The organism is Janibacter sp. HTCC2649 (assembly GCF_000152705.1).
GTDB lineage: Bacteria > Actinomycetota > Actinomycetes > Actinomycetales > Dermatophilaceae > Knoellia.
Genome location: NZ_CH672413.1, coordinates 2,070,420 through 2,094,424, shown reverse-complemented (window position 1 = coordinate 2,094,424; position 24,005 = coordinate 2,070,420). Strand labels below are relative to the sequence as shown.

At 68.7% G+C, this 24,005-nt stretch carries 25 protein-coding genes and 1 tRNA gene; 17 read left to right on the top strand and 9 right to left on the bottom strand.

Annotation, left to right across the window (positions count from 1 at the left end; all coding sequences use genetic code 11):
* The first annotated feature begins 16 nt into the window (after positions 1–16).
* The 8 genes from recR to JNB_RS20450 all read left to right on the top strand — a co-directional run bounded on the left by recR (position 17) and on the right by JNB_RS20450 (position 9,079).
* A complete protein-coding gene (gene recR / locus JNB_RS10010; RefSeq protein ID WP_009776336.1) occupies positions 17–616 on the top strand; it encodes a recombination mediator RecR in 600 nt (199 codons plus the stop codon).
* Positions 609–1,220, top strand: coding sequence for a DUF5063 domain-containing protein (locus tag JNB_RS10005; protein WP_009776335.1), 612 nt, complete (start codon positions 609–611; stop codon positions 1,218–1,220). The genes recR and JNB_RS10005 overlap by 8 nt, the downstream gene beginning before the upstream one ends.
* A gap of 72 nt (positions 1,221–1,292) precedes the next feature.
* Positions 1,293–2,678 (top strand): hypothetical protein, encoded by a 1,386-nt coding sequence (locus tag JNB_RS10000; protein WP_009776334.1) that lies wholly within the window; start codon positions 1,293–1,295, stop codon positions 2,676–2,678.
* 188 nt (positions 2,679–2,866) lie between these two features.
* A complete protein-coding gene (locus JNB_RS09995; RefSeq protein ID WP_009776333.1) occupies positions 2,867–4,159 on the top strand; it encodes an aspartate kinase in 1,293 nt (430 codons plus the stop codon).
* Positions 4,160–4,187: 28 nt separating this feature from the next.
* Positions 4,188–5,258: an aspartate-semialdehyde dehydrogenase gene (locus JNB_RS09990; protein ID WP_009776332.1), complete on the top strand. Its 1,071-nt coding sequence runs from the start codon at positions 4,188–4,190 to the stop codon at positions 5,256–5,258.
* Between the two features lie 402 nt (positions 5,259–5,660).
* Positions 5,661–6,653, top strand: a complete 993-nt coding sequence (locus JNB_RS20455) for a LytR C-terminal domain-containing protein (protein WP_009776331.1) — start codon at positions 5,661–5,663, stop codon at positions 6,651–6,653.
* A 106-nt stretch (positions 6,654–6,759) separates the two neighbouring features.
* Entirely contained in the window at positions 6,760–7,959 is a 1,200-nt protein-coding gene (locus tag JNB_RS09980) for a pyrophosphate--fructose-6-phosphate 1-phosphotransferase (protein WP_009776330.1), read from the top strand.
* A 91-nt stretch (positions 7,960–8,050) separates the two neighbouring features.
* A complete protein-coding gene (locus tag JNB_RS20450) occupies positions 8,051–9,079 on the top strand; it encodes a hypothetical protein (protein ID WP_009776329.1) in 1,029 nt (342 codons plus the stop codon).
* Here the strand turns inward: JNB_RS20450 and JNB_RS09970 are convergent.
* Positions 9,054–9,743 (bottom strand): TMEM165/GDT1 family protein, encoded by a 690-nt coding sequence (locus tag JNB_RS09970; RefSeq protein WP_009776328.1) that lies wholly within the window; start codon positions 9,741–9,743, stop codon positions 9,054–9,056. The genes JNB_RS20450 and JNB_RS09970 overlap by 26 nt on opposite strands.
* Before the next feature lie 211 nt (positions 9,744–9,954).
* Positions 9,955–10,028: transfer RNA gene (locus JNB_RS09965), tRNA-Pro, on the bottom strand.
* A gap of 96 nt (positions 10,029–10,124) precedes the next feature.
* On the opposite strand from JNB_RS09965, the gene JNB_RS09960 reads away from it, so the two are divergent.
* Entirely contained in the window at positions 10,125–11,144 is a 1,020-nt protein-coding gene (locus tag JNB_RS09960) for a hypothetical protein (RefSeq protein ID WP_148232375.1), read from the top strand.
* On the opposite strand, the gene JNB_RS09955 is transcribed toward JNB_RS09960, so the two are convergent.
* Positions 11,125–12,066, bottom strand: a complete 942-nt coding sequence (locus tag JNB_RS09955; protein ID WP_009776326.1) for a metallophosphoesterase — start codon at positions 12,064–12,066, stop codon at positions 11,125–11,127. The genes JNB_RS09960 and JNB_RS09955 overlap by 20 nt on opposite strands.
* A gap of 42 nt (positions 12,067–12,108) precedes the next feature.
* Here JNB_RS09955 and JNB_RS09950 point away from each other — a divergent pair, with 42 nt between their 5' ends.
* Positions 12,109–12,570, top strand: a complete 462-nt coding sequence (locus JNB_RS09950; RefSeq protein ID WP_009776325.1) for a GatB/YqeY domain-containing protein — start codon at positions 12,109–12,111, stop codon at positions 12,568–12,570.
* Positions 12,571–12,656: 86 nt separating this feature from the next.
* Here JNB_RS09950 and JNB_RS09945 read toward each other — a convergent pair whose 3' ends face one another.
* Positions 12,657–15,092, bottom strand: coding sequence for a penicillin-binding protein (locus JNB_RS09945; RefSeq protein WP_009776324.1), 2,436 nt, complete (start codon positions 15,090–15,092; stop codon positions 12,657–12,659).
* Between the two features lie 211 nt (positions 15,093–15,303).
* Here JNB_RS09945 and JNB_RS09940 point away from each other — a divergent pair, with 211 nt between their 5' ends.
* Positions 15,304–15,606, top strand: a complete 303-nt coding sequence (locus tag JNB_RS09940; protein ID WP_009776323.1) for a WhiB family transcriptional regulator — start codon at positions 15,304–15,306, stop codon at positions 15,604–15,606.
* Positions 15,607–15,697: 91 nt separating this feature from the next.
* Here the strand turns inward: JNB_RS09940 and JNB_RS09935 are convergent, their stop codons facing one another.
* Positions 15,698–16,858, bottom strand: coding sequence for an ArsA family ATPase (locus JNB_RS09935; RefSeq protein WP_009776322.1), 1,161 nt, complete (start codon positions 16,856–16,858; stop codon positions 15,698–15,700).
* The gene (locus JNB_RS09930; protein ID WP_009776321.1) at positions 16,858–17,877 is read right to left on the bottom strand and encodes an ArsA-related P-loop ATPase; all 1,020 of its coding nucleotides are present in this window, start codon (positions 17,875–17,877) and stop codon (positions 16,858–16,860) included. The genes JNB_RS09935 and JNB_RS09930 overlap by 1 nt, the downstream gene beginning before the upstream one ends.
* A gap of 38 nt (positions 17,878–17,915) precedes the next feature.
* Here JNB_RS09930 and JNB_RS21140 point away from each other — a divergent pair, with 38 nt between their 5' ends.
* Genes JNB_RS21140 through JNB_RS09920 form a run of 3 tightly spaced genes read left to right on the top strand, consistent with a single transcriptional unit; the run spans position 17,916 to position 19,264 of the window.
* Entirely contained in the window at positions 17,916–18,074 is a 159-nt protein-coding gene (locus JNB_RS21140) for a DUF4177 domain-containing protein (protein ID WP_009776320.1), read from the top strand.
* A 2-nt stretch (positions 18,075–18,076) separates the two neighbouring features.
* Entirely contained in the window at positions 18,077–18,550 is a 474-nt protein-coding gene (locus tag JNB_RS09925; RefSeq protein ID WP_009776319.1) for a RidA family protein, read from the top strand.
* 15 nt (positions 18,551–18,565) lie between these two features.
* Positions 18,566–19,264 (top strand): NUDIX hydrolase, encoded by a 699-nt coding sequence (locus JNB_RS09920; protein WP_083784464.1) that lies wholly within the window; start codon positions 18,566–18,568, stop codon positions 19,262–19,264.
* 108 nt (positions 19,265–19,372) lie between these two features.
* On the opposite strand, the gene JNB_RS09915 is transcribed toward JNB_RS09920, so the two are convergent.
* A complete protein-coding gene (locus tag JNB_RS09915) occupies positions 19,373–20,275 on the bottom strand; it encodes a hypothetical protein (protein WP_148232374.1) in 903 nt (300 codons plus the stop codon).
* A 182-nt stretch (positions 20,276–20,457) separates the two neighbouring features.
* Between JNB_RS09915 and JNB_RS09910 the strand changes: the two genes are divergently transcribed.
* Positions 20,458–21,249, top strand: a complete 792-nt coding sequence (locus JNB_RS09910) for an MBL fold metallo-hydrolase (protein WP_009776316.1) — start codon at positions 20,458–20,460, stop codon at positions 21,247–21,249.
* Positions 21,250–21,252: 3 nt separating this feature from the next.
* On the opposite strand, the gene JNB_RS09905 is transcribed toward JNB_RS09910, so the two are convergent.
* Complete coding sequence (locus JNB_RS09905; RefSeq protein WP_009776315.1) at positions 21,253–21,930, bottom strand: Crp/Fnr family transcriptional regulator; 678 nt, start codon at positions 21,928–21,930, stop codon at positions 21,253–21,255.
* Between the two features lie 80 nt (positions 21,931–22,010).
* Here JNB_RS09905 and nth point away from each other — a divergent pair, with 80 nt between their 5' ends.
* On the top strand, positions 22,011–22,802 hold the full coding sequence (gene nth / locus JNB_RS09900; RefSeq protein WP_009776314.1) for an endonuclease III: 792 nt from the start codon (positions 22,011–22,013) through the stop codon (positions 22,800–22,802).
* A complete protein-coding gene (locus tag JNB_RS09895) occupies positions 22,799–23,479 on the top strand; it encodes a CoA pyrophosphatase (protein WP_237700640.1) in 681 nt (226 codons plus the stop codon). Before nth ends, JNB_RS09895 begins: the two co-directional genes overlap by 4 nt.
* A gap of 135 nt (positions 23,480–23,614) precedes the next feature.
* Here the strand turns inward: JNB_RS09895 and JNB_RS09890 are convergent, their stop codons facing one another.
* Positions 23,615–24,001: a phage holin family protein gene (locus JNB_RS09890; RefSeq protein WP_009776312.1), complete on the bottom strand. Its 387-nt coding sequence runs from the start codon at positions 23,999–24,001 to the stop codon at positions 23,615–23,617.
* Between the last annotated feature and the right edge of the window lie 4 nt (positions 24,002–24,005).

Sequence of the window (24,005 nt, the reverse complement as noted above, 5' to 3'; positions counted from 1 at the left end):
GGCCTAGTCTCATGGTGTGTACGAAGGCGCAGTGCAGGACCTCATCGACGAACTCGGACGACTCCCGGGCGTCGGTCCCAAGAGCGCGCAGCGGATCGCGTTCCACCTGCTCACGCAGGACGCGGTCGATGTGCAGCGACTCGTCGATGCCCTGACCCAGGTCAAGGTCAAGGTGCGCTTCTGCGTGACCTGCTTCAACATCGCCGAGTCCGAGCAGTGCCGCATCTGCGCCGACCCCCGCCGCGACCTCACGAGCATCTGCGTCGTCGAGGAGCCCAAGGACGTCGTCGCCATCGAGCGGACCCGTGAGTTCCGCGGCCGCTACCACGTGCTCGGCGGCGCGATCAGCCCCATCGACGGCATCGGACCCGACGACCTGACCTTCCGTGAGCTCATGACCCGCCTCGCGAGTTCCGACGTCACCGAGATCATCATCGCGACCGACCCCAACCTCGAGGGTGAGGCGACGGCGAGCTATCTCGCGCGCTTCCTCAAGGGCATGGACATCAAGGTCACCCGCCTCGCGTCCGGCCTGCCCGTGGGTGGCGACCTCGAGTACGCCGACGAGGTCACCCTCGGCCGTGCCTTCGAAGGGCGGAGACTGCTCGATGCCTGACCAGGTCACGCCTGCAACCGCCGCAGCCTCTGGTGCGGCCGATCCTGAGCACCTCTCGGACCTGCGTGCCCTCGCGGCGGACTCCGCCGAGGAAGCCCGCGTCTACCTCGCCACCGTCACGGACATCGCCTCCGGTGCGAACCCCGCAGCCGCCCTGCCGCTCGGACTCCTCGCCCTCTCGCAGGTCCTCGTCATGGGTGCCCGTCTCGGCGCGATCGAGGACATCGTCCCCGAGGACCGCTTCGAGGTGGACCCGGGCCCGGACGTCGAGCTCGATCCGCTGCGCGAGAACCTCACCAACCTTCTCGAGGGCCTCGACGACTACGCCGACGTCGTCGACCCCGTCACCGAGCCTGAGCTCACGACCGGCTCGCTGTCCAACGACCTCACTGTCGTGGCGTCCGCGCTCGCCCACGGCCTGCGTCACCATGAGGAGGGTCGCATCCTCGAAGCCCTGTGGTGGTGGCAGTTCAGCTACCTCTCCGACTGGGGCGAGCGCGCGGCCAGCGCGCTGCGCGTCCTCCAGGCGCTGCTCGCGCACATCCGCCTCGACGCGGACGCGGATGCCGTCTCCGAAGCCGAGTTCGACGCCCTCCACCCGTAGTCAGGGTTCGTGGTCAATGGCCCACCCGAATGGATGTGGACGGCGCCACCTGCGTGGTGCCACCGTTGACCCATGACTCGCACTGTCGAAGCCGACTACCTGGTGGTCGGCGCCGGTGCCATGGGGATGGCGTTCTCCGACGCGGTCATCGACCACTCGGACGCGCGGGTGGTGATGGTCGACCGCCGACATGGCGTCGGTGGCCACTGGCTCGAGGCCTATCCGTTCGTCCGGCTGCACCAGTCGTCGGCGTTCTACGGCGTCGCGTCCACGATGCTCGGCGGCGGCAAGCTGCAGGAGAGCGGACCTGAGGCAGGGCTGCAGGAGCGAGCGACCCAACCGGAGATCACTGCGTACTACGCGCGGGCACTGGATCGGATGGTGCAGACGGGTCGGCTCGAGTTCTTCTCGAACAGCGACTACGTCGGCGACCGCACGGTCGTGTCACGCATCTCGGGTGACCGCTTCGAGGTGCCCGAGTCGTGCCGGATCGTCAACGCGCGCTATCTCGCTCCCAGCATCCCGGCCGAGAAGCCGGCGCCCTTCGTCGTCGGCGAGGGTGCCCGGGTACTGCCGGTCAACGACCTCGCTCGCCTGGACGAGGCACCGAGCGAGTACGTCGTCGTCGGCTCCGGCAAGACCGCCACCGACACGTGCATCTGGCTCATGGCACGAGGCGTCGACCCGGACGCCATCTGCTGGGTTCGGCCCCGCGAGCCGTGGATGCTCAACCGGGCTCGGGTCCAGCCCGACCCGGCGATCTTCCTGGGTCTCGCGGCCGACATCATGCAGTCGGCGGCGGGGGCCAGCACCCACGACGAGTTGTTCCTCCGCCTGGAGGACGCCGACGTGATGATGCGGATCGACCGGTCCGTCATGCCGATGATGGCCAAGGCGCCGACGCTGGCGAAGTGGGAGCTCGAGGAGCTGCGAACCCTGCAGAACGTCGTGCGGGGCGGGCACATCAAGGCCGTCGACCGTGGCCAGCTCCACTTCGCCGACGGGTCGGTCCGGGTCGCCGACGATGCCCTCGTGGTGCACTGCGCCGCGGACGGGCTGAAGTACCCGCCACTCGTCCCGGTGTGGCGTCCCGACGTCATCACGCTGCAACCGGTCAGGCCCGGCTTCCCGTCATTCGGAGCGGCCATCGCCGGTTTCGTCGAGACGACCCACAGGGACGACGACGAGAAGAACAGGGTCTGTCCGCCGTCGAACTACGGCAACTCCAGGGCCGACTGGGCGCGCATGTTCTACCGGGGCAACCGGGCGGCCATGACGTTCTCCGCCGAACCCGACATCAAGGCCTGGGCCGACGGGATCTCCCTCAACCCCACCCGGGTCCCTGCGGGCTATCCAGCGTCGCCCGCTTTGGACGACGCCCGCGAGCGCCTCGCCACCCACACCCCTGCGGGAATGGCGGGCCTCGCCGAGCTGGGCGCGCCAACGGACCTGCAGTAGTCGGGTGCAGCGCACAACCTGAGCACGGCCACCACCCATCAGAACGAAGGGTGCATGTCCATGGGAAAGCGCACCGAGATCGGGCGAGCGACCGGCATACGGGCGTCAGTCCAAGGACCCGACCCCGTCGTTAGACTCGCTGGCGACCGCTCAACCGACCCCGCGAACCACCGCATGGGAGTGCACACGTGCCCATCGTCGTCCAGAAGTACGGCGGCTCCTCGCTCGCCGATGCCGAGAGCATCAAGCGCGTGGCGCGTCGCATCGCCGAGACCAAGAAGGCCGGCAACGACGTCGTCGTCGCCGTGTCCGCGATGGGGGACTCGACCGATGAGCTCGTCGACCTCGCCCAGGACGTCAGCCCGGTGCCGGCGCCGCGCGAGCTCGACATGCTCATGACCGCCGGTGAGCGGATCAGCATGGCGCTCGTCGCGATGGCCATCCACGACCTCGGCATCAGCGCGCGTTCGTTCACGGGCAGCCAGGCCGGCGTCATCACCGATGAAGCGCATGGCAAGGCCAAGATCATCGATGTCACGCCGGGCCGCATCACCGAGGCCCTCGGCAAGGGACACGTCGTCATCGTCGCCGGGTTCCAGGGCGTCAGCCAGACGACCAAGGAGATCACCACCCTGGGCCGCGGTGGCACGGACACGACCGCCGTCGCGCTCGCGGCTGCTCTGGGCGCCGACGTCTGCGAGATCTACACCGACGTCGACGGCGTCTTCACCGCCGACCCGCGCATCGTCCCCAAGGCTCGCAAGATCGACCGGATCTCCGCCGAGGAGATGCTCGAGCTCGCGGCCAGCGGGTCCAAGGTCCTGCACCTGCGCAGCGTCGAGTATGCCCGTCGCTACGACATCCCCATCCACGTCCGGTCCTCCTTCACCCCGAAGGAAGGCACCATCGTCAGTGACCAGCCCGGCCCCGCAGGCGCCGAAGGCACAGAAGGAGAAGCCGTGGAAGCCCCGATCATCGCCGGCGTCGCGCACGACCTCAGTGAAGCCAAGATCACCGTTGTCGGGGTCCCCGACACAACCGGCAAGGCCGCCCAGATCTTCCATGCCGTCGCCGATGCCGAGATCAACCTCGACATGATCGTGCAGAACGTCTCGGCCACGGACACGGGCCTCACCGACATCTCGTTCACGTTGCCCAAGACCGACGGCCAGACCGCGATGGAGGCGCTCACCGCGATCCAGGAGCAGGTCGGCTTCACGGGTCTGCAGTACGACGACCAGGTCGGCAAGCTCTCCCTCGTCGGAGCCGGCATGCGCTCCAACCCGGGCGTCTCGGCGACCTTCTTCCGCGCTCTGGCAGACGCCGACGTCAACATCGAGATGATCTCGACGTCGGAGATCCGCATCTCGGTCATCACCCGTAGTGAGCTCCTCGAAGAGGCCGTCCGGGCGGTGCACACCGCCTTCGGGCTCGACTCCGAGGACGGTGAAGCGGTCGTCTACGCCGGTACAGGCCGCTGACAGGTGGCGTACAGGTGGCGATGATCGGATGACCGCTGTGACTACAGCACCGCCGACCCTGGCCATCGTCGGAGCGACTGGAGCCGTGGGCACCGTTGTCCTCGACGTGTTGCCGATGCGACGACACATCTGGGGCCAGGTGCGCCTTGCCGCTGGGGCCGAGGACGTCGGCAAGGTATGCCGTGTGGCTGACGAGGACTTGGTCGTCCAGGCCCTGACCCCAGAGTTCTTCGACGGCGTCGATGTCGCCGTGGTGGACGTGCCGCCGGAGATCTCCGCCAAGTGGGCGGCGATCGCGGCCGAGCGTGGGGCCATCGTCATCGACAACAGCCCGACGTTCCGCCGCGACCCCGCTGTGCCTCTCGTCGTGCCGGAGATCAACCCGGAGGCCGTCAACGATCGGCCCAAGGGTGTCATCGCCAACCCCGGCGCCACCGTCATGACGATGATCGACGTGCTCGCCGTGCTGCACGCGCAGTGGCAGCTCACCGAGCTCGTCGTCACGAGCTTCCAGGCGGCCTCAGGACTCGGCCGGGCAGGCATGAGCCGGCTCCATGACGAGATCGCCGTCGTCGCCGGTGACCGTGAGCTCGGGATGCGCCCGGGCGACGTGCGTCGGGCGATCGACCACGAGCTCGGCCCGAGCATCTTCGGCGGGCCGCTGGCACTCAACGTCCTGCCCTTCGCGGGGTCCCACGTCGGTGACGGGTGGAGCTCGGAGGAGTCCAAGATCCGCCAGGAGACCCGCAAGATCCTCGGGATGCCCGACCTCAAGGTGTCGGCGACGTGTGTGCGGGTCCCTGTCGTCTCGACCCACTCCGTGTCGGTGCACGCGACGTTCGCGAAGTCGATCACGGTGGCCAAGGCGCGCCAGGCCCTCGTCGAGGCGCCGGCCGTCGTCGTCCTCGACGACCCGGACCAGGGGGAGTACCCCACACCCGTCGACATCGTCGGCGCGGACCCGCGCTTCGTCGGTCGGCTGCGGCAGGCCATCGACTTCCCGCGCACCCTCGACCTCTTCGTCTGTGGCGACAACCTGCGCAAGGGTGCTGCCCTCAACATGCTGCAGACCGCCGAGCTGGTCGCCAACACCCTCTGACCGAGCCACTCTCTGACCGCGCCATCACTTTTCGCCCAATAGGTCACGAATGGTCGCCTCAGCCGAAGCCGCCGGAGCCTGCCGCCGCCGTTCTCGTCTAATTGGTCACGAATGGTTCGCGGCGCACTCAGCCTGAGCGGGCGGCATACCCCGGTCGTGGTTCGCCGCGCAGGGAGACACGCCCTGCGTGACACCGACGTGACCTCGTGGACAGACTCCGTCCATGTGGCTCTGCCACGGTGCGAACCAGCGGGGCAGTGGGGCAGGGGCCGGTCGAGTCAGCGGGGATATCGATCAGGTGACGGTATTCGGCGTGTTACTAGTGTGACGGGTGTGACTCATGGTGCAATGCGTTCAGCGGTTGTGGGACCGCTGCGACAGGTCGAGCCATGAGGAGAAGTCGTGTTCAGGAAGTCAGCACCAGAGCCCGAGCGCTCGCCGCTGCCCCTGCGCGCCGCATCTGCTGCTGGTGACCTCGCCCGTCGTGGTGTCGACATGACCCGCGACACGGTGCACAAGGAGCTCCTCGAGCGCGCCAAGTCCCAGGAGGCGCTGAGCGACGACCAGATCTGGCGCCGCTACCAGTTCCGCCACCTCGCGGCCTTCATCACCATCCCGGCCCTGCTGCTCGGCACGGCCAGCATCGCGGCCGCCTACGGCACCGGCCTCATGCGCGGCGAGCAGCCCAAGGTGGTCTGCCAGCCGCTCGTCGTCCTGGCCCCTGCCATCGGGTCCTTCAAGGTGACCGTCCTCAACTCCTCCGGTCAGAACGGCGCGGGGCACACCGTCGGTCGCGACCTCAGTCGCCGTGGCTTCGCCGTCGGCGACGTGTCGAGCGCGCCGCGCACCCTCTACGTCAAGGCTCCTGCCCGGATCTACCACGGCAAGGCAGGCCTCGACCAGGCCCTGCTCGTGGCGCAGACCATCGACGGGGCCGAGCTCGAGAACGATGGCCGCGCTGGCACGGGAGTCACGGTTGTCGTGGGAGCCGACTTCACCAAGATGCTTCCGGCCCCGCCGCCCAAGCCGCCGGACCAGAAGTCCTACAAGGTCAACGTCTACAACGCGACGTGGCGCTCGGGCCTGGCCAAGGCGACTCTCACCGAGCTCACCGCGCGCGGCTTCTCGCCCGGCAAGCAGGGCAACGACCCGGACAAGTCGTTCCTGCCCAACGACGTCGCGGTCATCCTCCATGGCCCGGAAGCCGACCTCGCGGCCGCCCAGGTGCAGAGCCACATCAAGGGCGCCGTCCTCAAAGAGGTTCCGCGCGACAACATGACGATCGACGTCATCCTCGGCAACCTCTACAACGGGGTGATTCCCGCGGCTGAGATGCCCCCGAAGCAGGCCGTGCGCAAGGACCCGCCGCCCACCGTCTCGCGTCCCTGCGAGTGACACTTCGGGCGCCGAGCGTCCACCTGTCGGTCGAGTGCTGCCTGTGTCGCCGCTCACACTGAGAGACTGACGCCCAGTCCGTCCCGTGATCTCAGGAGAGCAGCCCATGCCCGTCCAGACCGTCGCCCTGCTCACCGCTGGTGGCCTCGCGCCCTGCCTCTCGTCAGCGGTGGGTGGACTCATCGAGCGCTACACCGAGCTGGCGCCGGACGTGCGGATCATCAGTTATCAGAACGGGTATGCCGGTCTGCTCACCGGCCGCTCGGTCGAGGTCACCCCCGAGGTCCGCGCCGGTGCCGCACTGCTGCACAAGTTCGGTGGCTCGCCGATCGGCAACAGCCGGGTCAAGCTCACCAACGTCGCCGACTGCGTCAAGCGCGGCCTCGTCCAGGAGGGTCAGGACCCGCTGCAGGTCGCGGCCGAGCAGCTCACGGCCGATGGCGTCGACGTGCTCCACACCATCGGCGGCGACGACACCAACACCACCGCAGCCGACCTCGCGGCCTACCTCGCCGAGCACGACTACCCGCTCACGGTCGTCGGACTGCCCAAGACGATCGACAACGACATCATCCCGATCCGGCAGTCGCTCGGCGCCTGGACCGCCGCCGAGCAGGGTGCGATCTTTGCCCGCAACATCCTCGCCGAGCACTCGTCCAACCCGCGGATGCTGATCATCCACGAGGTCATGGGGCGTCACTGTGGCTGGCTCACGGCCGAGACCGCCCGCCGCCACCACGCGTGGGTCGCCGGTCAGGAATGGCTGCCCGGCGTCGGGCTCGACTCCCGCCGCTGGGACGTCCACGCCGTCTTCGTGCCCGAGCTCCACATCGACCTCGCCGGCGAGAGTGAGCGTCTCAAGGCGATCATGGACGAGGTCGGCTGCGTCAACATCTTCCTGTCCGAGGGCGCTGGCGTGGCCGAGGTCGTCGCCGAGCTCGAAGCCGCCGGGCAAGAGGTGCCGGTCGACCCGTTCGGCCACGTCCAGCTCGACAAGGTCAACCCCGGCGCGTGGTTCGGCAAGCAGTTCGCGCAGCTCCTCGGTGCCGAGAAGGTCATGGTCCAGAAGTCCGGCTACTTCTCCCGCTCGGCCGCTGCTGGCGACGAGGACCTCGCGCTCATCAGACAATGCACGGAGTATGCCGTTGACGCCGCTCTCCGGGGCGAGTCCGGTCTCGTGGGTGAGGACGAGGAGCGCGGCAACGAGCTGCGCGCGGTCGAGTTCCCGCGCGTCGCCGGAGGCAAGAAGTTCGACGTCGCCGCACCCTGGTTCGCGGAGCTGCGCACCTCGATCGGTCACGGCTGAGCGAAAGGCGAGCGGGCGGCATACGCCGCAGGTATTTGGGCGGATCCTCGCGCCTCCTCCTGGGTGACACCGTCACGCAGAGGAGATCGCCATGCACGACACGACCCAGATCGTCGCCACCATCACTCCACCCCGGGTGCGCGCCAGCGCGGCGGTGCGGACCTACCGCTACCTGCGGCTGAGCCTCGTCGGGCTCGTGCTCTTGCTGCTCGGGTCCGTGTGGCTCGAACGGCTCACTGGCGTCGAGATCAACCAGCACCTCGGCTCGATCAGTGCCTACTACTACACGCCCGCTCGCAGCGTCTTCGTCGGAGCTCTCGTCGCTGTCGGGATCAGCCTCGCCGCGATCGTGGGTCGGCGCGGCTTCGAGGACTCGGCGCTCAACATCGCCGGGATGCTCGCGCCGATCGTCGCGTTCGTCCCCACGCCGCGCGGTGCCGGGGGAGCGCCATGTGACCCGGACGGGCGCTGCTCGGTGCCGCCGGAGTTCGTGCCGTCGGTCGTCAACAACGTGTGGTGCCTCATCGGGCTGGGGGTGGCGGCTCTGGGGCTCGGCGCCGTCACGATCCTCCGTCGGCCGGAGACGTCGCGGGGGACCCGGATCGGATTCGTCGTCGCTGCCCTGACGTGGGTGGCGTTCGTGGGGTGGTTCGTGTTCGGGCGGGAGTCCTTCCTCGGGGGTGCGCACTTCGGCGCCGCCGTGCCGTTGTTCGGGCTCATCACCGGCGTCGCCTACGTCAACGCTCGTCGGGCGTCGGCGCGGCGTGAGGGTGTGCCCACCAGGGAGGCCAGGACGTACACCGCCGTCTATGGCGCCGTCGCAGGAGTGATGGCGGTGACGTTCGCCGTGGCCATCGTGCTCGTGATCGTCGACCAGTTCCTGGGTGGCGGCACACCGACCGAGTGGGTGCTGTGGGTCGAGGTCATCCTGCTCGTGGCGTTCGCGACCTTCTGGATCACGCAGACCTTCGACTACTGGGCAGACGGTCTCCCCGAGGAGGCTGCGACGACGCCGGCGCCGACGCCAGCCCCGGCGCCGACGCCAGCCCTGGCGCCGACACCGACGCCGGGACCCGGGTCAGGGGCAGCGTCCGTCAGCGTGCCGCCAGCCCCTGAATGATGAGGACGATGCCGAAGACGACGAACGCGACGGTCGCGCCGATCTTGATGACCCGCTCCGGGAGCTTCTTGCCGAGCATCGCGCCGACCGCGATGGCCAGGGCGTCGGCGAGCACCATGCCGAGGGTGCTTCCGACCCACGTCCCGAACCAGCTCTCCTTCGTGGCGAGGGTGATGGTCGCGAGCATGGTCTTGTCGCCGAGCTCGGCGAGGAAGAAGGCGACACCGACGGCGACGATCGCGGCACCCTTGCTCCGGCCCGCCTTGGCGGCCTCGTCGTCGGTCAGCTCGTCTCCGCGCAGGGTCCAGGCGGCGAAGGCGAGGAAGGCGACGCCCGCGACGATGTTGATGATCCACTGGCTGTCGGCGAACTGGGCGCCGACGAGGCGGCCGATGCCCACGGATGCCAGGTGCACGATGGCGGTGGCGACCGTGATCCCGATGAGGACTTGTCGGACGGTGTAGCGGGTCGCAAACGTCATGGCCATGAGTTGGCTCTTGTCGCCGAGTTCGGCAACGAAGATGACGGCGGTGCTGAGCAGGAAGGCGTACATCTGGGTGTTCTCCTCGCAGCCCGGCCGAAGGAGAACGGAGTAGGACGTCCCTTTCGACCAGGCACGTCCGTTGGATGGGTCGTGAATCTGGTCGAAAGTCTCGTCCGCCACGAGAACGTGGCTCAGGCACCGGACCCGGGGTCAGTATGTCGACGCGCTGATTGGGGACTACTCCCTTTCGTGCCTCCAGACTACCGACGGGCGGCGGTCCGGAGAAATCCGTCTCAACCGTGGGAGCGGCGCTCGAGGTGGGGGAGGTCGTTGACATGAGAGTGGGCCTGCCGCTCGATTCTCGTCGATCCAGCAGGCCCACTCATTTTTGTCGGGGTGACAGGATTTGAACCTGCGACCTCTTCGTCCCGAACGAAGCGCGCTACCAAGCTGCGCCACACCCCGTGGCTGTCACCGCCCTTGCAGGCAGCGACACCAGAGGATAGCCGACGCCGACCCACCTCCCGAAATCCGTTCCGCAAACAGGGCAGGCTGGGGTCCATGCGACGGACAGCGGGGACCGGTCGAAGCCTGAGGAGCGGACTCGCAGCCGTCGGATGTGCAGCCCTGTTGATGGCGACTTCGGGCTGCTCGCAGCCCGAACCTGACGAGCAACGCGTCGCTGCTGCCGTCGGCAAACTATCCGGCGTCGTGGCCGTTGATGCGTCCTTCACAGGCACGAGTCTCGGTGGGGCAGGGGACCAGTCGCTCGAGGTCGAGGTCGCGAGCCCACCCGACGCCCAGCAGGTCGAGGACCTCGTTCGCCTCCTCCCCACCTCCCTGCGGGGCATCAAGAATGCCGACGGCTACGACGAGTTCGTCATCACGGTGCGCCCCGCCGAGGGTGCTGAGGCGGCGACGGTGGGAGCCAGCCTTGCGTTCGGCCCGGAGCTCACCCCGCCCGGTCTCGCCACCAGGTGGGCCAACGCCGTGGCGACCTCCTCCACCGGCGGACTCCGCGTCCAGGTCTGGCCGGCACCCCGCACCCCGCGGGCGTCGATCTCCACCCATGAACCCGTCGGCGAATCGCTCACCTGGGCGCTCACCACGGAGCTCACCGACCTCGACTGGGACATCGCCGAGTACCAGACCCCGGGCACGCCCTACGTCCGCTTTGCCCCCGGTCGGCCCCTCACCGCGTCCATGGTCGCGGACTGGAAGGCCATCGAGACGACGTATGCCGGTGACACCGGTGCCGCATCCATCGCGCGCGTGGTCGTGGTCGAGGACGTCGCGGATGTCCGCAAGGTCCGGGTCCAGGTCTCCTTCCCGGCCGTCAGCGGCCCCCTCACCGAGACCGCGCATGGCGCTGCGATCTGGCCCATCGTCGAGGCGATCAACGACGCCATGCCCGCCGGCCACAGGCTCGACCTCGAGCTCGGCCGCTCCGAGAGGGGCGAGCAGAACGGCGGGTCCGGCGACGGGGACCTCGTCGACGGCGGCAGCGGGTCAGCCGACTGGGAAGCCGCCTATCGCCAACGCTTCCCCGACGCGGTGCCCGTCAGCACGACACCAGGGTGAGCAGGGTCGCCTCGGGGCGGCACGCGAAGCGCACCGGCGCGTACGGCGAGGTCCCCAGACCCGCAGAAACATGGAGGTATGCCGCCCGCTCCGGTTGCGTCGGCACGTCGCCTCCCGCTCCGGGCCACCACCGGGACAGTCCCTTGGCCCGGCCCGTGTCGAGATCGCAGTTGGTCACGAGTGCGCCGTAGAAGGGGAGCGCCAGCTGCCCGCCGTGGGTGTGCCCGGCGAGGATGAGACCGACCCCGTCGGCGGTCATCGCGTCGAGGACCCGCTGGTAGGGCGCGTGCACGAGACCCAGGGTGAGCGCAACGTCCGCGGCAGCGGGAGCCGACACCGCGGCATACCTGTCGCGTTGTATGTGTGGGTCGTCGACTCCGACGAGCTCGATGCGGTGGGGGCCGACGGCCACGGTGGTCCTGGCGTTGTCGAGGTCGAGCCATCCGCCGGCGCGCAGGCCCGCAGTGAGGTCGTCGACGGGGAGGTTCGGCCGGGTCGCGCGCGGAGCGCGGGCGTGGTCGCGGGTGAGGTAGCGGGCCGGGTTCTTGGGGACGGGGCCGTAGCGGTCGTTGGACCCCAGGACGAACGCTCCGGGGAAGTCCATGAGCGGCTCCATGGCCCGGAGCAACCCGGGGACGGCGTCGACTGCGGCCAGGTTGTCTCCGGAGTTGACGACGAAATCCGGTGTGAGAGAGGCGAGTTCACGAACCCACTCGATCTTGCGGCGCTGGCCCGGTGTCAGGTGCAAGTCGCTCACCTGCAGGATGCGCAACGGAGCGGAACCCGACGGCAGGACCGGCACCTCGAAGCGACGCAGGGTGAAGAGGTTGCGTTCGACGAGCCCGGCATACGCCACGCCCGCCACTCCGGCGGCCGTGACCCCGGCAAGGGTCTGCAGGACTGCCCGGGTCGTCGACGTCATCGACCCAGTATCCCGGTTGACCCTGAGTGCGAGACTGGAGCCATGACCGACACGACTCTCAAGGGCACGCTCCGGAGCGACCTCCACGACGCCATGCGCACCAAGGACAAGGTCCGCGCCGGCACGTTGCGCATGACGCTCACCGCCATCACCAACGCCGAAGTGGCCGGGGTCGAGGCCAAGGAGCTCAGCGACGACGAGGTCCTCAAGGTCATCGCCAAGGAGGCCAAGAAGCGCAAGGAGTCGTTCACGGCATACACGGATGCGGATCGGCCCGAGCTGGCCGCCATCGAGGAGGCCGAGCTGGTCATCCTCGAGGCCTACCTTCCGAAGCAGCTCGACGATGCCGAGCTCGAGCGCATCGTGCGGGCCGCCGTCGAGTCGACGGGGGCGACGGGCATGGCGCAGATGGGGCAGGTCATGAAGGCCGCCCAGGGCGAGATCGCCGGCCGCGCCGACGGTGGCCGGGTCGCAGCCATCGTCAAGCAGGTCCTCGCAGGCTGAACGCCTGGCACGCAAACCCTGACAACGAGCGACGGGCCGGAGGGACTCAGGTGAGTCACTCCGGCCCGTCGCTCCTGCGCTGCGGCTCAGCCCGTGGGTTTGGGTGGCTTGGGCCCCTTGGTGGGCTTGGGGAAGGTCGGGATCGTCGGGACGGCAACCGTGGGTTTGGGCGTGTTCGTCCGCGGCTTCGACTGCGTCTGGGTCTGCGGTTGCGCCGTGAATCCGCGGGAGATCAGCAGGGTGATCGTGCCGCCCGCCATGGCCCGGCTGCCGGGGCTGGTGCTCGCGACGCGGCCCTCCGTGACGGAGCTGTCGACGCGCGAGCCGACCTTGACCTTGAAGCCGGCGCCCTCGAGCTTGGAGGTGGCGGTGCCGATGCTGTTGCCGATGACGTCGGGGATCGCGACGTAGTTGCCGTTCTTGACCCGCTCCGACGGGGTCGTGAACGGCACGATCGGCAGCCCGTTGGTCGCGGCCGTCATGATCTTGCCCCAGACCGGACCGGCGATCGTGCCACCAAAGACGCTCTTCTTGCAGCCGTAGGTGCCGAAGCACTTGCCGTTGAGGGTTGTGAGATCGCCATTGGGCTTGCTGATCTTGAGGTTTCCGACCCACACTGCCGCGGCGCGCTGCGGGGTGTAGCCGACGAACCACGACTGGTTGTGGGCGTTGGTCGTGCCGGTCTTGCCGGCGGCCGGACGGCTGCTCGTCCACGAGCCCTTGGCCGTGCCGCGGGGGTCGCGGAGGGGGCCCTGCAGCAGCGCGTTGACGCCGTCGGCGACATCGGCCTGGATGACCTGCTTGCACGTGGTCGGCGGAACCTTGATGGCCTTGCCGTTCGACGTGGTGATCGAGTCGATCGGGGTCGGCTCGCAGAACTTGCCGCGTGCGGCAAGGGTGGCGTAGGAGTTGGCGATCGTCATCGGCGTGACGACGCCGGCGCCGAGGGCGATGGCCGGGATCGCCGTGTCGATCGGCTTGCCATCACCCTGGTGCAGGCCCATGCGGTTCATCGTCTCGTGGACCTTGCAGCCGCCGAGGTCGATGACGAGCTGGGCGAACGCGGTGTTGATGGACTCGGCCGTCATCTTGGCCAAGGACAGGTCGCCGCCACTCTTGTAGTCGTTCTCGACCTTCCACCCGGGCGGGGAGGTGCCGCACTTGTCCTTCATCACACTGGGCGTGAAGAGGTAGGGGCTGCTGGGGGACGCCGTCGGTGCATCCACCGTGCCACTGAGCGGCATTCCCGACTCCAGCGCGGTGACGAGGGCGTACATCTTGGCCGTCGACCCGAACTGGAAGCCGTACTGGCTACCGCCGTACTTCTGGTCGACGTTGAGGTTGAGCTGGCTCTTGGCGAAGTCGGTGGCCTGGGCCATCGCGAGGATCTTGCCGGTGCCGGGCTCGAGGACGGTCGAGGCGGCCCCGAGGTTGCTCCTGTTGCCGATGGGCACGGCCTTGGTGAGCTCGGCCAGAGTGGCCTTCTGCAGGGTGGGGTTCAGGGTCGTCTTGATGACGAGTCCGCCCTGGTTGATGTTCTTGAGACGCTCCGCCGGCGTCTTGCCGAGGACGGCCATCTGCGGCGACTTCTGGAGGTACTCCATCATGTACGCGCAGAAGAACGGCTCGCTCGAACGCTGGCAGACGCCCTTGGGTGGCTTGCGGTTGCCCAGCATGGCGGCCACTGGGACCTTCTTGGCAGCAGCGACCTCGGCGGCTGTCGCCGAGCCGACGACCTGCATGCGGTCGAGCACGGCGTTGCGTCGAGCCTGCGAGTCCTTGGGGTTCAGGACCGGGTTGAACTTGGTCGGCTGCTGCACGATGCCGGCGAGGAGAGCGGCCTGGCCGAGGTTGAGCTTGCCGGCGCTGATCCCGAAGTAGTTCTGCGCCGCCGCTTCCACGCCGTAGGCCTGGTCGCCGTAGTAGACGAGGTTGAGGTACCCGGTGAGGATCTGGTCCTTGGTGTAGTTGCGCTCGACATCCAGGGCGTACTTCAGCTCCTGGAGCTTGCGGGTGTAGGTCTTCTCGACCGCGGCCTTGGCGGCTTCCTTGTCGTCTCGGCGCAGGGCGTTCTCCTGCACGGTGATCTTGACGTACTGCTGCGTGATCGTCGAGGCGCCCTGGACGTCACCGCTGGAGAAGTTGGAGACCATCGCACGGGTGAAGCCGCGAACGTCGAGGCCGCCGTGCTCGTAGAAGCGTGAGTCCTCGATGGCGATCTGCGCCTTGCGCATCCACGGCGAGATGTTCTTGAGCGGAACGATGATGCGGTTCTCGTCGTAGGGGTTCGCAATGAGCTTGTTGCTGGCGTCGACGATCCGCGACTGCTGCGCCAGGGGCGAGACGGTGAACTCGCTCGGCAGGTCGTTGAAGGCCTGGACCCCGCTCTTGGTCGCGCTGCCGCCGGCCCCGATCGCGGGGATCGCCAGCCCGGCCATGAGCAGGCCCATGAGCGCGCTCAGGACGACGAGCCCCGTCAGCAGACGGAGGACATGGGGCAAGTTGTGGGCGCGACCTTCCATACCATCAGGGTAACCGCCGAATCCGTGAGGGCTACCGAGCCGCACCGGAGGCGGTCCGGGCGGGGTCTGGGGTGGTGTCTAGCCCAATAACTAGTTACTTTTAGCCATATAACTAGTCCCAAATTCGTCATGGTGTCGATTTCACCAACTGCCTAGTTTTCGTTTAGCGCCAGTCGGGAGGGACCGGCCACCAGCCAAAGGGAAAATACGCATGACGATCACCACAGCACCACTCGCCCAGAGCTCATCCGACTGGTCCACGCGCGGCACGTGCGTCGGAACCGACCCGGACGCGCTGTTCGTGCAGGGGAAGGAACAGCGCACGGCCAAGGTCGTGTGCCGCGAGTGCCCCGTTGCTCTCGAATGTCTTTCCGACGCCCTCGACAACCGCACCGAGTTCGGGGTCTGGGGCGGCATGACCGAGCGTGAGCGCCGCGCTCTGCTGCGTCGCCACCCCGGAGTTCGCTCCTGGCGCGAGGTCCTCAGCAAGACGATGGGCCGTCCGCCGCTCTGACACATTCTGCTGCGTATGCCGGGTCGTCACCTTCGTGGTGAAGGCCCGGTTTTCGCGTGTCTGGGCAAAGAAACAACCGGCGTGTGCCGGGTCAGCCGGCGAGCAGTCGACCGACCTCTCGCAGTCCGTCGAGGTCGTGCACGTCCGTCGCCGACGCGGCCACCGTAGACAGCTCGACGTCGGGGTGGGCCGCCGCGAAGCGGGTGACGACGGCGTGCTGGCGCGATGCAGTCGAAGCCAGGTCGGCGTGCAGGGCCAGCAGGCCAGCCGTGAGGGCGTCGTCGGCACCATCGTCGGCCAGCTGTTGGGCACCATCCTCCGCGCGCGACGCGGACAACGCAGCCGCCCCGAGCGACTGGAGACGGTTCACGACAACCCCGGCGAGCGGCATACGCTCCTCGCCCAAACGGTCCACGAAGAACGCCGCCTCGCGCAGCGCATCCCGATCGGGGGAGGCGACGACGACGAAGGCCGTCGTGTGTTCCTTGAGCAACGCGTAGGTGACGTCGGCGCGCTCGCGGAACCCGCCGAACATCGTGTCGAGCGCGGCGACGAACGTCTGCACGTCCTGCAGCATCTGGCCACCGAGCACCCGGCTGAGCGTGCGCTGCGCCAGGTCGACGCCGACGCTGAACACCTTGAGATAGGCGCGACCGCCGACCTTGGCCGGCGCCATGAGCAGCCGGACGAAGCGACCGTCGAGGAAGGAGCCGAGCCGCTTCGGTGCGTCGAGGAAGTCGAGCGCCGAGCGTGACGGGGGAGTGTCGACGACGATGAGGTCCCAGGTGCCCTCGTGTTCGGCCTGAGCGCGGAGCTGGCCGAGCTTCTCCATCGCCATGTACTCCTGCGTGCCCGCGAACGAGCTCGACACCGCCTGGTAGAAGGGGTTCTCCAGGATCTGCGCAGCCTTCTCGGGCGTGGCGTGAGCCTCGACGACCTCGTCGAAGGTCCGCTTCATGTCGAGCATCATCGCGTCGAGCGAGCCACCGCTGGAGAGGTCGACTCCGGCCACCGGGCGGGGCGTGTTGTCGAGCTCGGTGAGGCCGAGGGCCTGGGCGAGGCGGCGGGCGGGGTCGATGGTGAGGACGACGACCTTGCGACCGGCCTCAGCAGCGCGGATGCCCAGCGCTGCGGCGGTCGTCGTCTTGCCGACGCCGCCGGCACCGCAGCACACGATGATGCCGACGCCGGGGTCGGCGAGCAGCGCGTCGATGTCGAGCCGCGGGTGCTCGGGACTCTTGGTGGTGGCCATCAGACGATCCTTTGCTCGAGGAGTTCGTCGGCCAGGACCGCGACGCCGCCGTCCTCGATGCCGCCGACGAGGGCGGGCAGCTCGATGACGGGCGGCCCGGCGCCAGCAATCTCACGCGCCATGTCGTCCTGGAGGGCGAGGCGTTGGGCGTGGTCGCGGCCCTCGCTGATGAGCCCTCGCACCATGGGGTTGGTGGGGCGCAGGCCGGCGGCGGTGAGCTGGGTGCGGAGCAGCTCGTCCAGCTCGGCATCGCTGCCGCTGAGGGCCTCGACGTGGGCGGGCGTGAGGCGCGGCTCGCGGATCTGGTTGACGATGAGCGCGCCGATGTGGAGGCCGACGTCGGCGAGATCGCGCAGTCCGTCGAGGCTCTCCTGGACCGGCATCTCCTCGAGCAGCGTGACCATGTGGATGAGAGTGCGTTTGTCGCGCAGCATCCGGGTGATCGAGTCGGCCTGGGTCTTGATCGGGCCCATCTTGGCAACATCGGCGACCCCCGCGTTGACGTTGAGGAAGCGCACGGCGCGGCCCGTGGGCGGCGCATCGAGGACGACGGCGTCGTAGTGCAGTCCGCTGCTCTTGCCACTGCCGCGCCCGCCCCTGGGTCGCCCGGCCGCCTCGTAGACCTTGCCGATCAGCAGGACGTCGCGCACGCCCGGCGCGATCGTCGTCGCGAAGTCGATGGCGCCGATCTTCTCGAGGGCCGAGCCCGCGCGCCCGAGCTTGTAGAACATCTGGAGGTATTCGAGCAGTGCAGCCTTCGCGTCGACCGACAGCCCCCACAGCTCACCGCCGCTCTTGTGGGCGACGAGGCGGACCTCGCCGGTGCCGAGCGGCGGGACGTCGAAGGTCTGCGAGAGCCCTTGGCGCCCCTCCACCTCGACGATGAGCACGCGCTTGCCGGTGCTCGCGAGGGCGAGGGCCAGGGCGGCAGCGACGGTGGTCTTGCCGACGCCTCCCTTGCCCGTGACGACGTGCAGTCGGGCGCCCGCGAACTCGGCGGGAAGGGTCGGTGAGGGCACGGGCTCAGCGTACGGTGACCGGCACTATGGTGGGCCACATGCAGAAGTGGGAGTACGCAACGGTGCCGCTGATGATCCACGCCACGAAGCAGATCCTCGACAACTGGGGTGAAGACGGCTGGGAGCTCGTCCAGGTGGTGACAGGTCCGGACGGCAATGGTCTCGTGGCCTACTTCAAGCGCCCGAAGGGAGCCTGACCATGAGTGCTGTCGAGGATCGTCTGGCCGAGCTGGGCCTGACCGTGCCGGATGTGGCTGCGCCCGTTGCGGCCTACGTGCCGGCCATCCAGGACGGGTCGCGCATCTTCACCTCGGGCCAGCTGCCGATGGTGTCGGGTGCGCTCGCCGAGACCGGCAAGGTGGGCGAGGGCGACGGGCAGGTGTCGCCCGAGCGCGCCAAGGAGCTCGCCCAGATCTGCGCCCTCAACGCCATCGCCGCCGTGAAGTCCATCGTCGGTGACCTCGACAAGGTCGAGCGCGTGGTCAAGGTCGTCGGCTTCGTCGCGTCCGACCCGTCGTTCACCGGTCAGCCGGGTGTCATCAACGGCGCCAGTGAGCTGTTCGGCCATGCCTTCGGCGACAAGGGCATCCACGCCCGTTCCGCCGTCGGTGTCGCGGTGCTTCCCCTCGACGCGCCTGTCGAGGTCGAGGTCATCGTCCACGTCGTTAACTGACCAGACCGTTCGGGTATGCCGCTACGCGAGTTCCCTGCTCCCCTCTCGAGTGCGTGGGTGGAGAACGCCCGGGCCTGGCTCGCGTCGCCGGGTGAGCCCTTGGTGCCCCGGAGGGCCGCCACGGTGCTCGTCGTGCGCGACACGTCCGATGGCCCGTCGGTGTTCGTCCAGCGGCGGGTGCCCACGATGGAGTTCGCACCGTCGATGTACGTCTTCCCCGGCGGTGGCGTCGATGCCGGTGATGCCGACGTCGATCTCGACGCCGGTGCGCTCGAGGCGTTGGCTGCGCGGATGGAGTTGCCGGCCATCGACGCGAAACCGTTGGTGGCAGCCGCAATCCGTGAGGTCGAGGAGGAGTGCGGGCTGCAGCTGTCCGTGACCGAGCTCGTACCACGTGCCCACTGGGTGACGCCTGCGTTCGAGAAGCGGCGCTACGACACGTGGTTCTTCGCGGCCCTCATGCCGGAGGGGCAAACTCCGGTGGGGGTCTCTGGGGAGACCGACCACGATGCGTGGGTGACCCCGCAAAGTCTGCTCGCGGCATACGCCGAAGGCAGGGCCGTGATGCTGCCGCCGACCGTCGTGATGCTCGAGCAGCTGGCCCAGTTCGCCACGGCGGCCGCGTTTTTGATGGATCGTCCAGCCTTGACCCTGGTCGCACCCGAGCTCGTCGACCTCGGCGACCGCCTCGTCATGCGCTCCCACATCCCCTGACGCGGTCCGCCCGGGCACGGTGCGCAGCAAACAGTCGCGCCACACGGGCATTCGTGCCCAGAACCTGGCGGGAAGCGCGGGTCGTCGGGCCTTTGCTGCGCAGGGTGCTCAGGCGGCGCGCGGCAGAACGTGCTTCGGGCAGGCGGGAATCTTCGTTCCGGCTCGGTGGGCCAACCAGGCCAACAACGTCCAGCGCACCCAGTCCTGCTCGAACATCGTGTCCTCGTAGGCATAGCGCAGGGACGTCCAGCCGAAGATGGCGAACTCGGTGTGCCGGCAGCAATCCCGCCTCAACCCCTTGCGCGTCCCATGGGTCTCGTACCCCTCGGCCTCGATGATGAGTCGCAGGTGTTCGCTGCCCAGGTCGACCACGGCAAACACCCCCGGCTCGGCCACGTGGAGCTGCGGCGTCAGTTCGAGCCCCACCTCGATCGTCAGTGCCCGCAGCACGGACTCCAACGGGTTGTCGGCCTTGTCGCTCGCGTGCTTGGCGACGAGTTTCACGGCAACTGACCCCGGCCCACGAGCGGCGGCGCCAGCGGCGATCAACTCCGACCGGGACACCTTGCGCGAGCGCAGGGCCGAGTCCGCGACCGCCAGAGCCTCGTCGAAGGGAAGGGTCCGGGCGCAGTCAATGACCGTCCTGAGCGGTGTGGTGACACGGTCCCGCATCTGGTCGGCGGGCAGATCGCTGTGGTGGACATGGACGCCATGGGTGCTCTTCCGCAGCGCTCCTCGCGTGCGTGGCAGCGTGATCCAGGTCTGCTCGGGGACCGTCTTGACCTTCCAGCCGTGGTGGAGGGCCGCACTGAGGTGACTCACGATGCCGCCCACGCGCAATGCCGTCTGCACGGCCTGGACCGTGCCGGGCACGGTGTAGCTGTTGTGCGCCACGCGGATGACTGAGCCTTCGCGCATGCCGCGTTCGATGGCGCGACGAGAATGCTGACGGCGCAGCTCCCGCCATGTCGCGAAGCCGCCCAGTCGCTCCACCGTCCGTCCCACTGTCACCTGCTCAGCCTGACCGAATCGCCGGAATCGACTGTCTGGTTTTCCACAGAGGAAGAACGCGGGCACCATGCGCAGCAAGCGGTCCGATGGCCGCGGAACCCACGCTCAGCGGTGAGGTGCATGGTGTCCATTGCTGCGCATGGTGCTCGTGGGCGACGCGGCGAGGGTGGCAGGGTGGGGGCATGGCTGAACTGAGCTGGGCCGGTGGGCAGATCACGACCCGGGCCCACTGTGTCCTCGCGCCCAACCCGGGGCCGATGACACTTGACGGCACGAACACGTGGGTGCTGCTCGAGCCCGGCTCCACCGAGGCCATCGTCATCGACCCGGGCCCGCTCGACGAGGGCCACCTCCAGCGCGTATGCCGTGTGGTCGCCGACGCCGGCGCTCGCGTCACGCACACGATCCTCACGCACGGCCACCACGACCACGCCGAGGCTGCCCCGCGCTTCGCCGAGCTCACCGGCGCACCAACCCGTGCTGTCGGCCGTGGCCACGACGACCTCGCCGACGGCGACCTCATCACCGCCGGCGGTCTCGAGATCCGCGTCGTCGCCACCCCGGGTCACACCAGCGACTCCGTGTCCTTCGCCCTCGCCGCGGACCACACCCTGCTCACCGGCGACACCGTCCTCGGGAGGGGCACGACAGTGGTGGCGCACCCGGACGGTGAGCTCACGGCATACCTCGCGTCTTTGGAAAAGCTCGCGAACCTGACGGGCAACGGAGAGGTGACGAGCATCCTTCCCGGCCACGGTCCCGTCGTGTCCGACGCAGCAGCGATGGTCGCGTTCTATCGCACCCACCGGCGGGAGCGGCTCGAGCAGGTGCGCCAGGCGCTCAGGGACGGCGCGGCACAGGAGTCAGACCCGGTCGAGGGCGTGCTGACGCGCGTGTATGCAGACGTGCCGCCGGCTGTGTGGCCGGCGGCACGTATGAGCATTCGAGCCCAGCTGGACTACCTGGGGGTGTGAGCGTCAGCGCGCGCGGCGCTGCAGACGCTCCATGTCCTGGACGAGCACGGCGCGGGCCTCGAGCTTGAGCCAACCGCGAGTCGCGAAGTCGGCGAGCGCCTTGTTGACCGTCTCACGGGAGGCGCCGACGAGCTGGGCGAGCTCCTCCTGCGTGAGGTCGTGGCTCACCATCACGCCACCGTCGACCGGACGACCGAACCGCTCGGCCAGGTCGATCAGGGCCTTGGCGACCCGACCGGGGACGTCGGTGAAGACGAGGTCGGCGAGCGACTCGTTGGTGCGGCGAAGGCGTCGAGCCAGGGCTGCAAGCAACGTGGTGCCGACACCGGGTCGCTCCGCGAGGAACGACTTGAGCTGGTCGTGGGTGAAGCCGACGATCTGCGTCTCGGCCACGGCCGTCGCGGTGGCGGTGCGGGGGCCCGGGTCGAACAGGCTCAGCTCACCGAACATCTCACCCGGGCCGAGGATGGCGAGGAGGTTCTCGCGACCGTCCGGCGACGAGCGGCCGAGCTTGATCTTGCCCTCTCCGATGACATACAGACGGTCGCCGGAATCGCCCTCGCGGAAGAGGACGTCACCGCGCTCCATGTGCTGAGGCGTCATGGACGCGATGAGGCTGTCGGCGGTCTCGTCATCGAGAGCCGCGAAGAGCGGGGCTTTGCGCACGACGTCGTGATTCACGGCGCCAGTGTGCCACGAGCGGCGGGTGTGCCGGGGGGTCTGCCGAGGTCCGGTCGTCGTCAGAGCCTCGCCGTAGGGTGATGGGCGTGCCTGCCACCACCCTTTCGTATGCCGCTGAGTCACCTGTCGCTCGTACGCGGCGGGCCCGCAAGATCTACCGAGCGCTCGTCGACCGTTATCCCTACGCGCATGCCGAGCTCGACTTCGAGACGCCGCTCCAGTTGCTGCTCGCGACGGTGTTGTCGGCCCAGACGACGGACGTCACGGTCAACAAGGTGACACCGGAACTGTTCCGACGCTGGCCCACCGCCGAGGCGCTCGCGGCCGCGGACCGCGAGGAGATGGAGGCCGTGCTCAAGCCGACCGGCTTCTTCCGGGCCAAGACCAACTCGGTCATCACGTTGGGCCAGGCCCTGGTGGATCGCTTTGGCGGGGAGGTGCCGCCGCGGCTCAAGGACCTGGTGACTCTGCCCGGCGTGGGTCGCAAGACGGCCAATGTGGTTCTGGGCAATGCCTTCGAGGTGCCGGGCATCACGGTGGACACGCACTTCGGACGGTTGGTGCGCCGGTTTGGTTGGACCGAGGAGACCGACCCGGTCAAGGTCGAGCACGCCATCGGTGCGCTCTTCCCGCGCAAGGACTGGGTCATGCTCAGTCACGTCCTGATCTTCCACGGGCGGCGCACGTGTCACGCCCGGCGGCCGGCGTGTGGGGCCTGCCCGGTGTCGCAGTGGTGCCCGTCCTATGGCGAGGGCGAGACGGACCCGGCGACGGCGTTGAAGCTGCTCAAGTACGAACTGGCTCCCGGCGCCGAGCTGCCCACCCCGCCGCCCGGTCCGTTGCCTGGTGAACAGCGCGTGGAGACGGCGTGAGAGCAGCGCCAGAGGGTGCGCCGCGGCCCGAGTGGATGGCCCGGGTGCTCGCCTCCGTCGGCGACGAGCTGCCCGCGGCCTTCGCCACGTTCAAGCCGCCGGAGGACCCGGACCGTCGCTCCGCTGTGCTCATGCTCTTTGCGCCTTCGACCGACGGGGGTACGGACGTCGTGCTGACCGCGCGATCGCGTGACCTGCGCGCCCACCCGGGGCAGGTGTCGTTCCCCGGAGGACGTGTGGATGCCACGGATGCCGGGCCGGTCGAGGCGGCACTGCGCGAGACGGAGGAAGAGGTCGGGGTCGATCCGGCGACGGTCGATGTCGTGGTCGAGATGCCCGCCCTGTTCCTCACCCCGAGCGGCAACGCCGTGACACCGGTGCTCGGCTGGTGGCCGACACCCGGTGAAGTTCGCGTCGTGGACCCGGCCGAGGTCGAGCGGGTCGAGCGAGTGCCGGTAGCCGATTTGGTGGACCCTGCGCGCAGGTTCACCGTGGCGCACCCGTCGGGCTATCGCGGGCCCGGGTTCGAGGCGGGCGGGCTGTTCGTGTGGGGTTTCACCGCGTTGCTGCTCGGTGCGGTCTTCGACCTCGCCGAGCTGAGTCAGCCGTGGGACGCGAAGGTCGAACGCCCGATCCCCGAGCACGTCCTGTCCGACTGGATGCGCAAGCGCACCTGACCACAGCCTGACTTCGTGCCCGGCACGGACACGTCGTCGCTGCGCTCCTCATGTCCGTGCGGGGCACGAAGACGAAGGTGCGGTGACAACGTCCGGCGACTCAACGGCATACCCGCCGAAGTGCCGCACGCACCGTCAGGACTTGAGGGTGGCGATCGTCTGCTGGGCCTCGGCGATCGCGCGGCTCGGCGCGGGCTTGGCCTTGGCGAGGGCGTTCTTGCCGAGGAGGCCGAGCACTCCCGCGACGATGAACATGATGAGGGTGACGATGCCGTAGCCGGCCCACACGGGCAGCCACACGGCAATGACGCGGGCCAGGGTGTGGAACAGGAAGATCAGGCCGAGCAGGCCGATGAAGCCCGCTCCTGCAAGGAGGCCGACACCCTTGCCCATGACCTTGGCGCCGGAGGAGACCTCGGCCTTGGCCAGGGCGATCTCGCTGCGGACGATGCCCTGCACGTCATGGGTGGCATCGGCGACGAGCTGGCCGATGGTCCGCTCGGGTCCGGTTTCGGTTGTCATGCGC

What these genes read in the sequence shown, in the direction of transcription:
- JNB_RS10005 (WP_009776335.1), top strand. Translation starts at nt 609, where the DNA reads ATGCCTGACCAGGTCACGCCTGCAACCGCCGCAGCCTCTGGTGCGGCC.
- JNB_RS10000 (WP_009776334.1), top strand. Translation starts at nt 1,293, where the DNA reads ATGACTCGCACTGTCGAAGCCGACTACCTGGTGGTCGGCGCCGGTGCC.
- JNB_RS09990 (WP_009776332.1), top strand. Translation starts at nt 4,188, where the DNA reads ATGACCGCTGTGACTACAGCACCGCCGACCCTGGCCATCGTCGGAGCG.
- JNB_RS09980 (WP_009776330.1), top strand. Translation starts at nt 6,760, where the DNA reads ATGCCCGTCCAGACCGTCGCCCTGCTCACCGCTGGTGGCCTCGCGCCC.
- JNB_RS20450 (WP_009776329.1), top strand. Translation starts at nt 8,051, where the DNA reads ATGCACGACACGACCCAGATCGTCGCCACCATCACTCCACCCCGGGTG.
- JNB_RS09960 (WP_148232375.1), top strand. Translation starts at nt 10,125, where the DNA reads ATGCGACGGACAGCGGGGACCGGTCGAAGCCTGAGGAGCGGACTCGCA.
- JNB_RS09955 (WP_009776326.1), bottom strand. Translation starts at nt 12,066, where the DNA reads ATGACGTCGACGACCCGGGCAGTCCTGCAGACCCTTGCCGGGGTCACG.
- JNB_RS09950 (WP_009776325.1), top strand. Translation starts at nt 12,109, where the DNA reads ATGACCGACACGACTCTCAAGGGCACGCTCCGGAGCGACCTCCACGAC.
- JNB_RS09945 (WP_009776324.1), bottom strand. Translation starts at nt 15,092, where the DNA reads ATGGAAGGTCGCGCCCACAACTTGCCCCATGTCCTCCGTCTGCTGACG.
- JNB_RS09940 (WP_009776323.1), top strand. Translation starts at nt 15,304, where the DNA reads ATGACGATCACCACAGCACCACTCGCCCAGAGCTCATCCGACTGGTCC.
- JNB_RS09935 (WP_009776322.1), bottom strand. Translation starts at nt 16,858, where the DNA reads ATGGCCACCACCAAGAGTCCCGAGCACCCGCGGCTCGACATCGACGCG.
- JNB_RS21140 (WP_009776320.1), top strand. Translation starts at nt 17,916, where the DNA reads ATGCAGAAGTGGGAGTACGCAACGGTGCCGCTGATGATCCACGCCACG.
- JNB_RS09925 (WP_009776319.1), top strand. Translation starts at nt 18,077, where the DNA reads ATGAGTGCTGTCGAGGATCGTCTGGCCGAGCTGGGCCTGACCGTGCCG.
- JNB_RS09920 (WP_083784464.1), top strand. Translation starts at nt 18,566, where the DNA reads ATGCCGCTACGCGAGTTCCCTGCTCCCCTCTCGAGTGCGTGGGTGGAG.
- JNB_RS09910 (WP_009776316.1), top strand. Translation starts at nt 20,458, where the DNA reads ATGGCTGAACTGAGCTGGGCCGGTGGGCAGATCACGACCCGGGCCCAC.
- nth (WP_009776314.1), top strand. Translation starts at nt 22,011, where the DNA reads ATGGGCGTGCCTGCCACCACCCTTTCGTATGCCGCTGAGTCACCTGTC.
- JNB_RS09890 (WP_009776312.1), bottom strand. Translation starts at nt 24,001, where the DNA reads ATGACAACCGAAACCGGACCCGAGCGGACCATCGGCCAGCTCGTCGCC.